The sequence below is a fragment of the Bradyrhizobium sp. Ce-3 genome (genome assembly GCF_022835695.1).
GTDB lineage: Bacteria > Pseudomonadota > Alphaproteobacteria > Rhizobiales > Xanthobacteraceae > Bradyrhizobium.
Genome location: NZ_BQUV01000007.1, coordinates 282,837 through 297,816, shown reverse-complemented (window position 1 = coordinate 297,816; position 14,980 = coordinate 282,837). Strand labels below are relative to the sequence as shown.

The following is a 14,980-nucleotide window of genomic DNA, read 5'->3' as shown; positions in this document are numbered from 1 at the left end:
CGTGTCGCGGTGAGCGCGTTTTCGAGCTAGGCGTCGAGCGGCTTGCCGCGCACCAGGGGTCCCCAGACACCGATAGCAATGATCACGATGATCATCGCCGCGGTGATCAGGCCGAATACTCCGCCGACGCCGGCCTCCTTCAACATGAACGCCACGATGAAGCCGGAGAAGGTCGCGCTGAGCCGGCTCATCGAATAGACGAGGCCCGCGGCGCGGGCCCGGATCGCGGTCGGGAACACCTCGGTTTGGTAGGCGTGATAGGCGTAGGACAGCGTCATGTTGGCGCCGGTCACCAGCACGCCGCTGGCAATCAGCAGCACAGGTTCGGTGAGCTGCGCGAAGGCGAGACCGAATACCGAGATCGCGGCGGCCGCGCCGCAGATGATCCATTTGCGCTCGAAGCGGTCGGCGAAGGTTGCGGCCAGCAGCGGCGCGAGCGGATAGGCGAACGCGATGATGAAGGAATATTGCAGGCTCTTGGTGACGTTGATGCCCTTCTCGACCAGCAGCGCCGGAACCCAGTTCGAGAAACCGTAGACGCCGAACGCCTGGCACAGGTTGAAAATCATGAACAGCACGACGAGCGAGGCATAGGGCGGCCGGAACAAATCGGCGTAGCTGGTCTCGACCGGCACTCGCCCCGGCGCCGCCGCGGCCGTGGGAGCAGGGCGCGGTACGGCGGTGGGCAATGCAGCCTCGAGCGTCCGCATGATCTTTTCGGCCTCGGTGGCGCGGCCGTTGCGGGCCAGCCAGAGCGGGCTTTCCGGCACGTAGAGCCGCAGCACCCAGATGATCATGCTGGCGGCGGCGCCGATCAGCACCACCCAGCGCCAGCCGTCGATGCCATGCGGCGTCAGCGGCACCAGCCACCATGACAGTGCGGCGACAACAGGCACCGCCGACAGCATCACCGCCTGGTTGATCGCAAAGGCGCGGCCCCGCATCCAGCTCGGCACCAGCTCGGTGATGTAGGCGTCGATGGTGATGACCTCGATGCCGATCCCGATTCCGGCGATGAAGCGCCACAGCAAGAGGCCGCCCGGCGTGCTCTGGCACGCCATGATGACAGATGCGGCGCTGTAAAACAGCAGCGACCAGGTGAAGACGGCCTTGCGCCCGTAACGATCGGCGAGGAAGCCGAGGCAGAAGGTGCCGATGAACAGGCCGGCGAAGGTCGCCGCGACGAAGGCGCCGATCCCGGAGAAGCCGAAGAAGGCCTGCGTCGTCGTGGTCATCAGCCCGCTGCGGGCGAGGCCCGGCGCGATATAGCCGGTGAAGAACAGATCGTAGATTTCGAAGCAGCCGCCGAGCGAGAGCAGGATCACCAGCCGCCAGACGTAGGAGGAGGTGGGCAGCGCCTCGAGCCGTCGAGAGATCTCGTCGGGCCCGCCTGTCGTGGTGGCGAGATCGATCGCAGTGCCGACATCGACGGCGCTCATTCTGGTCCTCCCTGGGGGCTCCCGTGGCCGCCCTGCTTGCGAGGGCGTACGCGTCGTCCATGTTTGGCGGCGGCGAGCCAGAAATCCAGACGAACATCTCGAAGGGATCGTTCGATATTTTCGAACTCAGATCAACAGCGTCGCCTCCCAGGCGCCGCGGCCCACCTGGTCGGCGATCAGCGCGCGGATCAGGCGGCACATCTCCTCCATCGCGTAGGTCATCGGCCGGTTGCGCAGGCGGCAGAGATAGAGCGTGCGCGTCAGTTTCGGTTCGATCACCTCGTGCGCCACCAGCAATCGGGCTTTCAGCGGCTCGCTGACGAAGTGCGTCGTCGCGATCGTGCAGCCGAGACCGGCGGTGAGCGCGCCGATCATGCCGCTGGTCGAATTGAGGTGCAGGATCGCGTTGGCCTCCAGCCGCTTCAGCGGCACTGGATCATCCAGCAGCGCGCGGGCCGACAACCCGTGCCGCAGCAGGATCAGCGGCAGCTGGGCCACCTGCTCGAACGTGATCGGTCCCTTCTTGCCGATCAGTTTCTCGGTGCCGACGCAGAACATCTGCTCCTCCAGCACCGGCTCGGCGATCAAATCCTTTTCCGACGGCGGATTGTAGACCAGCGCGAGGTCGACGTCTGAGCTCATCAGATGCAGCAGCGTCGCGCCGGACAGGCTCTCGGTCAGCGACAGTTTCAGGTTCGGATATTTTGCCAGCACGGTGCGCATCAGCGGCACGCCGATCGCCTTCATGCCGGAATTGGCCATGCCGATCGAGATCTCGCCGGCGATGGCGCTGCCGCCTTCCTTGATCTCGCGCTCGGCCGCCGCCATCGCGCGCAGGATGATGCGGGCATGCTCGTATAGCCGCTCGCCCGCGGCGGTCGGTTCCATGCCGCGCGGCTTGCGCTCGAACAGCGGCGTGGCGAATTCCGCCTCGAGATTGGCGATGTGGTGGCTGAGCGCGGATTGCGCGACATTGGCCTGATCAGCCGCCCGCGACAGGTTGCGCTGCTCGTAAACCGCGATGAAATAGCGAAGCTGGCGCGAATCCATGAGGGTTCAGCGTTCTAGAACGACGAATGCACTATTCGACAGATTATATTTTTCAGATAGCGTGCGGAAGCCTAACCTGCGCCGATCAGTCAAAACGAGCGCAACGAGCACGGAGAAACCGATGACCGGGAGCGGGCTGCCGCTGGAAGGCGTGAGGGTCATCGAGATGACCCACATGGTGATGGGGCCGACCTGCGGCATGATCCTGGCGCAACTCGGCGCCGAGGTGATCAAGGTCGAGCCTCCCGCGGGCGACAAGACCCGTTCGCTCGGCGGCATGGGCGTTTCGTTCTTCCCGCTGTTCAACCGCGGCAAGCGCAGCGTGGTGCTGGATTTCGCCGAGGCGGAAGATCGCGACACGATGCATCGGCTGCTCACCGGCGCCGATGTGTTCCTGGAGAATTTTCGCGATGGCCAGCTCGACAAGCAGGGGCTTGGCACTGAGGAGCTGCGCGCGAAATATCCGCATCTGATCATCGCCGGCCACAAGGGCTTTCTGTCCGGCCCCTATGATCATCGCCCGGCGCTCGACGAGGTCGTGCAGATGATGTCCGGGCTCGCCGCGATGACCGGCACGCGCGACAAGCCGCAGCGCGTCGGCTCCTCCGCCAACGACATCATGGGCGGCATGTTCGGCGTGATCTCGATCCTCGCCGCGCTCTATCAGAAGCGCGGCGGCAACAACAACGGCGCCGACATCCGCATCGGCCTGTTCGAGAACTGCCTGTTCCTGGTCGCCCAGCACATGGTCGAGTACGAGATGACCGGGCGCAAGCCGCGCTCGATGCCGGAGCGCGAGCACGCCTGGCCGATCTACGACATCTTCGATGCCGCCGGCGGCGATCGGATCTTCATCGGGGTCGTCACCGAAGGTCATTGGCAGAGCTTCTGCCGCGAATTTGGCCTCACGGAATTCGCCGACGATCCGACGCTGCGCACGACCACGGACCGCATCATGGCGCGCGACCGCATCATTCCGCGCGTCGCCGAGGTGATCAAGGGCTGGAACGTGGCCGACCTCTCGGCGCGGCTCGACGCGCTCAACATCTGCTTCTCGCCGATCAATCGGCCGGAAGACCTGTTGCAGGATCCGCACGTGCTGCGGCCCGGCGGGCTCGTCAACAATATCAACGCCGACGGCAAGCCGTTCCGCGTCCCCGCGTTGCCGGTCGAATGGAACGGCCGCAATATCGGCGAGGGCCTGAAAGTCCCGGTGCTCGGCGCCGATACCGAAGCGGTGCGCGCCGAGCTCGCCCAACAGACGATTTCATCAACCGGCAACGCTGCGTGAGGCTGACATGACCCGCGTCCACGATATCTATCCCAACGACAGAGTGAGCCTGCGCGAGGTCGGCCTGCGCGACGGCCTGCAGCTGGTGAAGACATTCCCGTCGACCGCGGCGAAGCAGCGCTGGGTGCGCGACGAATATGCCGCTGGCGTCAGGCATTTCGAGGTCGGCTCGTTCCTGCCGGCCAAGACCTTCCCGCAATTCGTCGATGTCCGCGATGTGGTCGCAACCATCGCGTCGCTGCCCGGCGCGCACGGTGTCGCGCTGGCGCTGAACGAGCGCGGCGTCAACGAGGCGCTGGCCTCCGGCGTTGCCGAGATCGCCTCGGTGGTGTCGGCGACCGAAGAACACAGCCAGGCCAATGCCAACCGCTCGCGCGAATCCGCGATCGCAAACATCAAGCGGCTCTGCGAGCTGCGCGACGCCAGCGCGCACAAGCCGCTGGTCAATGCCGCGATCTCGATGGGGCTGGGCTGCTCGATCGTGGGTGCGGTCGATCCGAAGGAGGTGCTGCGCCTCACCGCGAAGCTCTATGAGGTCGGCGTCGACATGGTCGCGATCGCCGATACGGTCGGCTATGCCGGGCCGAAGGCGGTCGGCGAATTGACACGCGGTGCGGTGAAGATCGCGGGCTCCAAGCCGGTCTGCGTCCATTTGCACGACACCCGCGGCATGGGCATCGCCAACGCCTCCGCCGCGCTCGATGAGGGCGCCCGCGTGCTCGACGGCTCGCTCGGCGGCCTCGGGGGCTGCCCGTTCGCGCCGGGCGCGACCGGCAATGTGGTGTTCGAGGATCTGGTGTTCCTCTGCGAGAGCAAGGGCTTCCCGACCGGCATCGATCTCGACCGCCTGGTCGAGGTGCGCGCGATCCTCAAGGCCGAGATGCCGAACGAGCAGCTCTATGGCGGCCTCGCCCGCGCCGGCCTGCCGCGCGGCGCCAAGGCGAAGGCGGCGTAACGAATTAATCTGCGTAGCCCGGATGGAGCGAAGCGAAATCCGGGGCCTTCCGTCCGCGGATGGACCGTCCCGGATTTCGCTTCGCTCCATCCGGGCTACGAGGTCTCAGTCATGCCGATGCCCGCGCTTGCGCGGCTTCTTGTCCGCGGCGGTCGGGATCATCACGACGCGGCCGTAGCGCACGCCGCGCTCGGCGATGATGTGATCGGCGAGATGGCGGACCTCGCCGCTGGCGCCCTTCAGCGCCGTCACCTCCATGCAGCTGTCGTCGTCGAGATGGACATGCAGCGTCGCCAGCGACAAATCGTGATGGCCGTGGAAGTTCTGCACCAGCCGCTTCGACAGATCGCGCGCCGCATGATCGTAGACATAGACCAGCGCCGCCACGCATTGCCCTGACGGTGCTTCCTCCGCACCCTGCTGCAGACCGGCGCGCGCGAGGTCGCGGATGATCTCGGAGCGGTTCTGATAGCCGCGCGCCTCGGCGGCGGCGTCGATCTCCGCGAGCAGATCATCCTCGATGGTGATGGTGATGCGTTGCATGAATTGTCCGTGTTTGGCTCGATTGCCTGCTCAATTACCTGGTGGTATGACATTTATATTGAAACGTCATACCGTGCTTGCTAGCGTCACTGCGCCGGGATTGGACTGGGCTGGTGCGGTCGTCGCATGACTGTAACAGGTGTCATGCGGGGGCATGGGCGTTGCGACGTACTGTATGGCGGATATTTCCCGCTGCCGCATCCCTAGCGGCCTTCGCGCCGCTCGCCGAAGCGCAGACGCTTGCCGCTGCGCCCGGGCAGTTGCCGCCGGTGACGGTGACCTCGCCCGATCAGGCCCCGCCCAAGCGCACCAGGCCGTCGCAGCGCCGGCATCATGCCGCCGCCAGCGGCCGTAAGCCGGCCGCGCCGCAGCCGATCCAATCCCCCGCTGCGGCGAGCGGCGTCACCGGCGGGGCCGCCACGGTGACTCCCGGCCTGCAACCGGCCGCCGCCAGCGCGCGGCAGATCAGCGGCGACGAGGTGAATGCGCGGCCGGTCTCGCGCGTCGGCGAAGTCCTGGAGGCGGTGCCGGGCCTGATCGTCACCCAGCATTCCGGCGAAGGCAAAGCCAACCAGTATTTCCTGCGCGGCTTCAATCTCGACCACGGCACCGATCTCGCGATCTCCGTCGGCGGCATGCCGGTCAACATGCCGACCCATGGTCACGGCCAGGGCTATGCCGACATCAACTTCCTGATCCCGGAGCTGATCCAGTCGATCGATGTGCGCAAAGGTCCCTACTACGCGGACAAGGGCGACTTCGCGTCCGCCGGTGCGGTCGATATCAACTATCTGAACGGCCTGCCCAGGAACATTGTCGAGCTGACGGCCGGCAGTTTCGGTTATCAGCGCGCGATGGCCGCGGGCTCGACCAAGGTCGGTGACGGCACGCTGCTCGCGGCCTTCGAGGCCAACAGATACAACGGCCCGTGGGACGTGCCCGACGATATCCGCAAGCTCAACGGCGTGTTGCGCTACAGCCAGGGCACCGCGACCGACGGCTTCTCGCTGACTGCGATGGCCTATTCCAACGGCTGGAATTCGACCGACCAGGTGGCGCAGCGCGCGATCGAACAGGGCCTGATCGGCCGCTATGGCTCGCTCGATCCGACCGACGGCGGCACCGCGAGCCGCTTCAGCCTGTCGGGCAATTGGGCGCAGTCCAGCGATTACGGGCAGACCAGGCTCAACGCCTATGCGATCCGCTCCTCGCTGCAGCTCTACAACGACTTCACCTATTTCCTCGACGATCCCGTCAACGGCGATCAGTTCAGCCAGACCGACAGACGCACCGTCTACGGCTTCGATGCCAGCCACGCCGCCGATATCCGCATTGCCGGCATCGATACCCAGACCCGGTTCGGCGTGCAGACCCGCTATGACGACATCACTGTCGGCCTGTTCAAGACGGCGCAGCGCGAGATCCTGTCCACCGTGCGCAGCGACCAGGTGCAGGAGGGCAGCGTCGCGCTGTGGGCCGATACGACGGCGCGCTGGACCGATTGGCTGCGTACCACGGTCGGCATCCGCGAGGATTATTTCGCCGGCCATGTGCTGAGCGACACCCCGCAGAATTCCGGCAATGCGCAGGCCGCGATGACGAGCCCGAAGGCCGGCATCGTGCTCGGCCCCTGGTCCAGGACCGAGTTCTACGGCAATGCCGGCTTCGGCCTGCATTCCAACGACATCCGGGGGGCAACCATCACCGTCGATCCCAACGACAAGGTGACGCCGCTCGAGCGCGTGCCGCTATTGGTGCGTTCAAAGGGCGCCGAGCTCGGCATCCGCACCAAAGTGATCGACGGACTCACCTCGTCGCTTGCGGTGTTCGTGCTCGACTTCGATTCCGAGCTCTTGTTCGTCGGCGATGCCGGTACCACGGAACCGAGCCGGCCGAGCCGGCGCGTCGGCGTCGAGTGGACCAATCAGTACAAATTGCTGCCGTGGATCAACCTCGATTTCGATCTCGCTTACACCCGCGCGCGCTTCACGGATAGCGATCCGGTCGGCAATTTCATTCCGGGCGCACCTAGCTGGGTTGCCAGCGGCGGCGTCACCTTCGGCCACGAGACGGGCTGGTTCGGCAGCCTGCGCGCCCGCTATTTCGGCCCGCGTCCGCTGCTCGAGGACGACAGCGTGCGGTCGCTGTCGTCGTTCATCGTCAACGCCCGTGCCGGCTACAAATTCGACAACGGGATGCGGCTGCAGCTCGACGTCCTCAATCTCTTCAACGCGCAAACCAACCAGATCGAATACTACTATCTGTCGCGGCTGCCGGGCGAACCGATCGGCGGCGTCGCCGACCGCCATGTGCATCCGGCGGAGCCGCTCGCCGTCCGCCTGACACTGGCGGCGACGTTCTGATCAGTCGCGCGCGCGGCGGCTCGAGCTGAAATCCTCGACATCGGGATGCACGGCGGGCGTTTCGCGGGTCGGCGGCACGATCAGCATCACGACCCGTCGGGTCTGGCCGCGCCTGCCGAGCAACGTCGTCTCGGCATCGAATTCGGAGCGAATGACGTCCGTTGCGCGCAATGTCGTGCGCGCCATCCAGTTCAGGCAATCCGGCTGATCGGCGAAACACAGCGCGGCCCAGCCACGGTCCAGCGTGACCTTGCGCGGCAGGCCCCAGGTGTACTGATAGGCAAACGGCCGGGCATAGAACGGATGGTCCGGACTGTAGAAGGCCGCGGCGAAAGCGAGCGCGTCGTCGCCGCTGACGGCAGCGAGCGGCGTCCCGGCCGCGTCGTGCCATCGCGCGGTGAGCTCGGCTGCGACCGCGTGATAGAAGCCGCGGCCCTCTTCATAGCCGTAAGCGTTGCGATAGAGGGCATGGACCGGAGCGCCGACGGCGACGGCCAGAAGCGCGAATCCCGCCACCATGACGGCGAGATTGACCGCATAGAAGCGCTCGATCGGATAGCTCGTTGTGCAGACGATCAGAGTGATGAACAGGAACAGGCCCTGCACCGCCCAGAGCGACGGCAGGTCGGTGCCGACCGCAAGCGAAACGCCAACCGGAAACAGGATGGTCCCGATTGCGACCAGCAGCAGCAGGCGGAGCCCGGAGTTCATGGCGCGTAGATCTCCCGGCAACCGCGCCAGCCGCGGTCCGGCGATGAACGCCCAGGTGACCGCCGCGACCGAGAGCGCCGCGATCAGCCCCAGGATGAAATAGGTGACTTCCCGCAGCGCGGCGGCATGATCGGCGCCGGTGTGCGCGAGCGCATAGTCGAACGTCGTTGCGCCCGTGGTGGCGAGCCAGTGCAGATGCGGGCCGAGCACGAGCATGCCGGCCAATGTCGAGATCCAGGGCGAGGCCGACAGCAGATAGCGGCGGCGGTCCGGATGCAGCACGGAAGCGAAGACGAAGCTCGCGACCAGGAAGATCGAATAATATTTTCCGAGCATGGCGAGCGCGCAGGCCGCGCCGGCAGCGATCGCCCAGCCGGGCTGCCTCGGCGCCTCGAACGCGCGCAGGAAGCAGTAGGTCGCCAGCGGCCAGGCGGCCAGCAGCACGGTGTTGGCGTTGAAGCGCTGGGCGTGGAATTGATAGACCGGCAGCAGCATCGCGAGCAGCAGCACGATCACCCGCTTTTCGCCACGGACAAACCGATGCGAGATCAGGTCGACCGCCCACAGCGCCACGGCTGCGTTGACCATCGCCATCAGTTGCAGCGACCAATCGGTCAGCGGGAAGATCGCGGTCCATCCCCGCGTGATCCAGCCCATCAACGGCGGATGCTTGGCGTATCCCCATGCGAGGTGCCGGCCGAGCGTCCAGGTCTCGAGCACATCGGGGTGCAGGCCGGCGCCGAGATAGGCGATGACGAGATACGCGGTCCAGATCGCGACAAACAGAACGAGCAGCAGCGGGATCGACCACCCTGCCTCGATCCCGTCGAGCCATTTGATGAATGGGCGGCGCCACCGCGCCGGGTCTTTCTCCGACGCTGCAGCCAGCGCCGAGAAATCGATCAACGAAAACACCGTAAAACTACCGAATGAAGCCAAACTGAAGCGCGCGCACCCTAGTAATGCAGCAGCGAGAACTCAACGACGAAGCCGGATGCCTAGAAGGAATCCAGATCATGGTTGACACGACCGCCGCCCGGCAGGGCGGGCCTGGCATCGGCGCTGGTCACACCGGCGCGGACTCTGCCGCGGTCATTTCCGCAGCCGGAAGCGCCGTCTCTTCGTCAATCGCTTCAGGAACAAGCGGCGGCGACCTGTGCTCTGGAAACACGCTGAATTCGCCGGCTACCTCCTGGAGCGGCTTCTGCTTGTCGGCCCAGTGCAGGGCCGTGTAGTCGAAACCGTGCACGATGGTGGGTTTGACGACTTCGAAATAGGGCGAGATGTCGAAGTCGCGCGGCATGTAGAGCGAGGAATCGCGGATGTGCAGGATCTCGCGGCGCGCCTTGCGGCTGGCGGCGCGCGTGATCTTGGGCAGGATCGGATAGCGCACGGCGTCGAACGCCTGCGCGATCAGCGCCGAGCAGATGATCTTGGTCGGATCGCCGGAGCCGAACGCGATCATGCGGCGGCGCCAGCGCTGCGGGATCGGCAGCGGAAACAGGAAGCGCGCCAGATCGACGATGTTCTTGGTGTCGTAGCCGAAGCCGATGCGGTTGATGGCGTAGCGGCACACCGTGGTGCGGTCCTCGTAGGACAGACCGACCGGACGGCAGAGCCGGGTGTGATAGGCGAGATATTTCGATAGCGGTGCCGAGGTCACGCCCTCGCCGATATTGGCCTCGATCAGCACATGCTGTTCGCCATCGGGCTCGAACGCGCCGTCGATCGGTCCGACGAACAGCGCGGCGTGCGACCAGGTCGATTGCGTGAGGTATTTGATGATGCCGGAAATGCGGTTGTTGCCTTCGACCAGCAGCACATCGCCGGGCTGCATGATGCTCCGCAGATGGTCCGGGTCGCTCGGCGTGAACGGCTCGTAACCGGGGACCTCCTTCTGCAGGTACCCCGCGATCCATTTACCGACGGTATCGAGCATTACGCCCATGGATTCCCCCCAGCGGTTCTACGACCGCTTCGTTTGACCTAATCATGGTCGCAAGCCGTTGCAATTTAGTTCATGCCATCTCCGGATCAATCATGATTGATTTACCATGAGTGTTGCTGCGGTCGGTGAGATGCGGCACAGTTCGCGAAGCGTTCCCATTTCCTGCAAGTCCCCGGAAACCATGCCAGAAGCTAAGCCATGCCAGTGACCCGCCGCGATTTCCTGTCGGCGTCGGCTGCTCTTGCACTGGCGCCCGCTCTGGGCGGACCGGTCCTTGCTGCGCCGCCGCCGCGCGAGGCCGACATCGTCGTGATCGGCGCCGGGGCCGCGGGCATTGCCGCGGCGCGACGGATCGCTGCCGCAAACCGCAAAGTGATCGTGGTGGAAGCATCGGGCCAGCTCGGCGGCCGCTGCCAGACCGATGCATCGACCTTCGACGCGCCGTTCGATCGCGGCGCGCGCTGGATGCACAATCCCGAAACCAATCCGATGATCCGGCTGGCGCGCTCCGCGGGCCTCGACATCGTCACGGCGCCGGCGGGCCAGAAGATCCGCATCGGCCGGCGCTACGCCCGTCCCGGCGAGACCGAGGAATTTCTGGCGGCGCTGGTGCGCGCCAATCGCGCCGTCGACGATGCCTCGCGGAGGGCCGATATTGCCTGCGCCGCCGCGATGCCGAAGGATCTCGGCGATTGGACCGGCACCGCGGAATTCCTGCTCGGCGCCAATTTCAGCGGCAAGGATCTGAAGGACCTGTCCGCCGTCGACAAGGTGCGCGCGCAGGATCGCAACACCGCGATCGCCTGCCGGCAGGGGCTCGGCGCGCTGATCGCAAAGCTCGGCGAGGGGTTGCCGCTGGTGCTGTCGACGCCGGCGCAGCGCATCCTGTGGAGCAATCGCGACGTGATGGTCGAGACGCCCGCCGGCAAGATCACGGCGCGCGCCGCCATCGTCACGGTGTCGAGCAACGTGCTCGCGAGCGGCAGTATCAAGTTTACGCCCGAGCTGCCGAAGCGCGCGCTCGATGCCGCCGCGAAGCTGACGCTCGGCAGCTACGACCGCATCGCGCTGCAGATCCCCGGCAATCCGCTCGGGCTGTCACGCGACGACGTCATCATCGAGCAGAGCAATTCGGCCAGGACCGCGCTGCTCTACGGCAATATCGCCGGCTCCTCGCTGTGCACGATCGACGTCGCCGGCTCGTTCGGCCGCGATCTGTCGGCGCAGGGCGAGAAGGCGATGGCGGCGTTCGCGGTGGAATGGCTGACCAGGCTCTACGGCAGCGAGGTCGGCGCCGCCGTGAAGAAGACCAGCGCGACGCGCTGGAATGCACAGCCCTTCGTTCAAGGCGCAATGTCGGCCGCAGCGCCAGGCGCGCAATTCTCGCGCAGGATTTTGAGCGAGCCGATCGGCGCGATGTATCTCGCGGGCGAGGCCACACATGAGACGCTGTGGGGCACGGTCGACGGCGCCTGGGACAGCGGCGAGCGCGCCGCCGACGCCGCGCTGCGCAGGATCGGCGGCGTGAAGGAAGCGACGCCGGAGCCCGCGGCACCTCCCGCAAAACACAAGCGCCGCGCGTCGCCGCGTTCGGCCGGGCCGATGAATTGATGGAAGGGTGAGGTCGGGCTCCATGGCGCGATAGCGTGACTGAAGTTCGCCTCGCAACAGGAAAGCCGCCTCGTCATTCCGGGGCAGCCCGCAGGGCTCGCGCTTCGCGAGCCCCGGAATGACGAAGGAGGAGCTGCGCAGCCCGCCAGTGTCATCCCGGCTTCGTCCAACGTCTCCAATCCGCGCTCGATCACCGCGTCGGCACCGCCGATCAGTGCCCGCGATGGCGGTCGATCAATGTCTGCGCGAAGCGTCGGACGTGTTTGACGCCAAAGGTACGACGGAAGAGCGCGCCGATCTCGGCGGTGCAAGATCCTGGATAAAATCTCTGAGTGCCTCAGTGTCGAACGGCTTGCGGAGTATCTTCAGACTTGGCGGTGCCGCATTTGCAGCATCGCTGTAGCCGGTCGTAAGGGCGATCGGCAAACCCGGGTACCGCGACCGCACTTCTCTCGCGAGCCCGACGCCATCGATGGTTCCCGGCATGACGATATCGCTGAAGACGAGATCGATCCTCGTGCCGGCATCGAGCAATTTCAACGCCGCTTCGGCCGAATCCCGATAGATGGTTTCGTAACCCAGATGCTCGAACAGCGATGATGTCACATCCGCCACTTCAGGGCTGTCGTCGACAACGAGAACCGTCTGCCGCTGCGGCTGCTTCGGTCTTGCTCTGGCGGCGGCGAGGTCCTTACCGGCGGTTTGTTCGTCTGCACTGGACGGCAAGTAGATCGTAATCGTTGTTCCCTGCCCAACCTTGCTGTCTGCCGTCACCGTTCCACCGGCCTGATGGGCAAAACCATAGACCTGGGACAGGCCGAGCCCGGTCCCCTTACCGACCTCCTTGGTCGTGAAAAACGGATCGAACATCTTGGACAGAAGATTGGGCGGAATACCGGTGCCGGTATCGCCAAGCGCGATCGCAAAGTAGGCCTTTTCACGGCGATCGCCGCTGGTTTCCTGGTTCGCGGTCACCGCATGGACGGACAAGGTGAAGGTGCCGCCGCTCGGCATTGCATCGCGCGCGTTGACGGCGATGTTGACGATCGCAAGCTCCAGCTCGGCGAGGTCCACCTTGATCGACGCGACGCCCTCGCCGACGTTCTCGTTGTACACGATGTTCCCGCGCAACGAGCTCTCGATCATCGTCCGCATGTTCTTGATGGACGCATTCAGGTCGACGACCGTCGGGCTGAGATGCTGGTGACGAGAGAACGTCAACAATTGGCGTGTGAGGCTCTCGCCGCGTTTCGCCGCGGTCTGGATGGCTTCGATTGCTTTGGGCAGTTTCGGATCAAGCAGGCGCGTGAAGATCTGAGCGCTGCCTCCGATGATCATCAATAGATTGTTGAAGTCGTGTGCAATCCCGCCGGTCAGCTTGCCGATTGCCTCCATTTTCTGCGACATCGCGAGCTGTTCGCGTGCCTGGACAAGCTTCTCCTCCGCGTCGCGTCGCTCGGTTGCGTCCCGCAGAATGCTAATGAAGCCGATCAGATTTCCTGCGTCATCATGGCTCGACGAGACCGAGCCCGTGATGAAGAACGGCGTACCATTCTTTCTGATGCGCCAACCCTCAACGTCGTACTTGCCCCGTTCGATTGCCGTCTCCAGCGCGTGTGCCGGTGAACCCGCGCGGCGTTCATCCGGCCGATAGAATATTCCAAAATGCTTGCCGATGATTTCTTCCGAAGTGTAGCCGATGATCTTTTGCGCGGTGCTGTTCCAGCTCGTGACGTGTCCCTCTCTATCAAGCGCAAAGATTGCATAGTCGACGACACCTTCGATAAGGGTTTGGAAGTGCCGCCTGATGCTGTCGAGCGCCAAGGCTTTCCGCTCAAGTTGACCGTTCAGTTGGTCCTGAACAGAAAGGAGACGCGCTTCCGTGCTCTGGCGCGTTGCAATTGCGGCTGCCAGGGCAAGGGGAGGCGCCGATACGATGATCGAAAGCACCAGCAAGGATAGCAATGCGCCATTCGGATCGATTTTTGGAAATGGATCATTCCCCGCCGAGAACCCCCACACGGCCACTCCGACAAAAATGAACGCAGCCGTCGACACGGTGCGTCGATCGCCGCGCAGGCCGGCCCAGATCAGGGGTAGTAAAACCAGAAAGCCCAGAAGGCTCCGATGCGGAAGCGACACGTCGAGGTTGGTGCTGATGAGGTCGCTGCCGATGAGCGGGCTGTAAGCAACGATCCCGATGATGGCAGCGAGAGCGGGGACTGCGATCGACTCCAGGAGATTCCATTTGGAGGAAATGCGAAGGGGCATCGTCGCCCAGAGCACGACGACCGGAGCAATCACCAGGCAGCCTGCAGCGTCCGCAAGCCACCAGGTGACCCCGGCGGCGATGGAATCGGGAAGGCTCGTTTCGTTGGCGAGCGTGAAGCCGGCCAGGGCGATGGCCGAACTGATGATCGTGGTCGGCGCAAAGCAAATGATTGCAAACTTTAGGACACCGACAGGCGTGGCAAAGGTCCGGCGACCGTTCGACCAGCGGTCGATCAGCCATGCCCCGGCAAATGCAGCAAGCAGGCTGCCGATCCCGGCGGCGGCAAACTCCAGCAACGATCGGTCGGCCATAAGGTAGGGAACGACGGCTCCCGCCAGGATCGCCGGCCAGATCCGGTGACCGCGCAGCAGGACCAGTGCGAGCGCAAGCCCGGTCGGCGGCCAGAGTGGTGTCGCGGCTGGATTGATCGCGGGAACGAGCCGCGCGGCTTCGGCAAGGCCGCCATAGATCGCGGCAATGATCAGGATTTCGACCGCGCAGGTCACAATGCTCCGCGCGTCGCCAAAAGCGAGAATTTTGGCTCTGTCGAACCTTGCCCTTTCCATCGCTAGCCTTTGCAGCGGGCATCTTAGGAATGCTGTGGCGACCTGTCCCCTGATCCAGGGTCACCAAAAGAGGCGAATCGCATTGTCACGACGTCGAAGTTCCCCAAGCACTCAACGCAGTTTTGACCAAAGCATGGCCGCACGATGATGAGTAGAGGGACGCTGGCCAACTTCGGAACGACGGGCTATCGGGTAATACCATTGACCTAATAGCTGTGGCGCGCAGGGGCC

Annotated in this window: 10 protein-coding genes; 4 read left to right on the top strand and 6 right to left on the bottom strand. The window is 64.8% G+C overall.

Translation table 11 applies throughout. From position 1 onward, the window contains the following. Nucleotides 1-26: 26 nt before the first annotated feature. Together BRSPCE3_RS24840 and BRSPCE3_RS24835 are read right to left on the bottom strand one after the other, a co-directional pair. Nucleotides 27-1,439 (bottom strand): MFS transporter, encoded by a 1,413-nt coding sequence (locus tag BRSPCE3_RS24840; RefSeq protein WP_244068925.1) that lies wholly within the window; start codon nucleotides 1,437-1,439, stop codon nucleotides 27-29. A 126-nt stretch (nucleotides 1,440-1,565) separates the two neighbouring features. After that, complete coding sequence (locus tag BRSPCE3_RS24835; RefSeq protein WP_244068924.1) at nucleotides 1,566-2,489, bottom strand: LysR family transcriptional regulator; 924 nt, start codon at nucleotides 2,487-2,489, stop codon at nucleotides 1,566-1,568. A gap of 121 nt (nucleotides 2,490-2,610) precedes the next feature. Here BRSPCE3_RS24835 and BRSPCE3_RS24830 point away from each other — a divergent pair, with 121 nt between their 5' ends. Further along, nucleotides 2,611-3,780 carry a CaiB/BaiF CoA-transferase family protein gene (locus tag BRSPCE3_RS24830; RefSeq protein WP_244068923.1) on the top strand — a complete coding sequence of 390 codons (1,170 nt, stop codon included), beginning with the start codon at nucleotides 2,611-2,613 and terminating at the stop codon, nucleotides 3,778-3,780. A 7-nt stretch (nucleotides 3,781-3,787) separates the two neighbouring features. Further along, nucleotides 3,788-4,735, top strand: a complete 948-nt coding sequence (locus BRSPCE3_RS24825; RefSeq protein WP_244068922.1) for a hydroxymethylglutaryl-CoA lyase — start codon at nucleotides 3,788-3,790, stop codon at nucleotides 4,733-4,735. Between the two features lie 105 nt (nucleotides 4,736-4,840). On the opposite strand, the gene nikR is transcribed toward BRSPCE3_RS24825, so the two are convergent. Beyond that, the gene (gene nikR, locus BRSPCE3_RS24820; protein ID WP_244068921.1) at nucleotides 4,841-5,278 is read right to left on the bottom strand and encodes a nickel-responsive transcriptional regulator NikR; all 438 of its coding nucleotides are present in this window, start codon (nucleotides 5,276-5,278) and stop codon (nucleotides 4,841-4,843) included. A 161-nt stretch (nucleotides 5,279-5,439) separates the two neighbouring features. On the opposite strand from nikR, the gene BRSPCE3_RS24815 reads away from it, so the two are divergent. After that, entirely contained in the window at nucleotides 5,440-7,641 is a 2,202-nt protein-coding gene (locus BRSPCE3_RS24815; RefSeq protein ID WP_375709955.1) for a TonB-dependent receptor, read from the top strand. Here the strand turns inward: BRSPCE3_RS24815 and BRSPCE3_RS24810 are convergent, their stop codons facing one another. Both BRSPCE3_RS24810 and BRSPCE3_RS24805 read right to left on the bottom strand, forming a co-directional pair. Continuing rightward, nucleotides 7,642-9,267 carry a glycosyltransferase family 39 protein gene (locus BRSPCE3_RS24810; RefSeq protein ID WP_244068920.1) on the bottom strand — a complete coding sequence of 542 codons (1,626 nt, stop codon included), beginning with the start codon at nucleotides 9,265-9,267 and terminating at the stop codon, nucleotides 7,642-7,644. It abuts the gene before it with no gap. Between the two features lie 151 nt (nucleotides 9,268-9,418). Beyond that, nucleotides 9,419-10,300, bottom strand: coding sequence for a YiiX/YebB-like N1pC/P60 family cysteine hydrolase (locus tag BRSPCE3_RS24805; RefSeq protein ID WP_244068919.1), 882 nt, complete (start codon nucleotides 10,298-10,300; stop codon nucleotides 9,419-9,421). 198 nt (nucleotides 10,301-10,498) lie between these two features. Between BRSPCE3_RS24805 and BRSPCE3_RS24800 the strand changes: the two genes are divergently transcribed. Further along, nucleotides 10,499-11,911 carry an NAD(P)/FAD-dependent oxidoreductase gene (locus BRSPCE3_RS24800; protein ID WP_244068918.1) on the top strand — a complete coding sequence of 471 codons (1,413 nt, stop codon included), beginning with the start codon at nucleotides 10,499-10,501 and terminating at the stop codon, nucleotides 11,909-11,911. A 234-nt stretch (nucleotides 11,912-12,145) separates the two neighbouring features. On the opposite strand, the gene BRSPCE3_RS24795 is transcribed toward BRSPCE3_RS24800, so the two are convergent. Continuing rightward, nucleotides 12,146-14,749, bottom strand: a complete 2,604-nt coding sequence (locus BRSPCE3_RS24795) for an MASE1 domain-containing protein (RefSeq protein ID WP_244068917.1) — start codon at nucleotides 14,747-14,749, stop codon at nucleotides 12,146-12,148. Nucleotides 14,750-14,980: the final 231 nt, after the last annotated feature.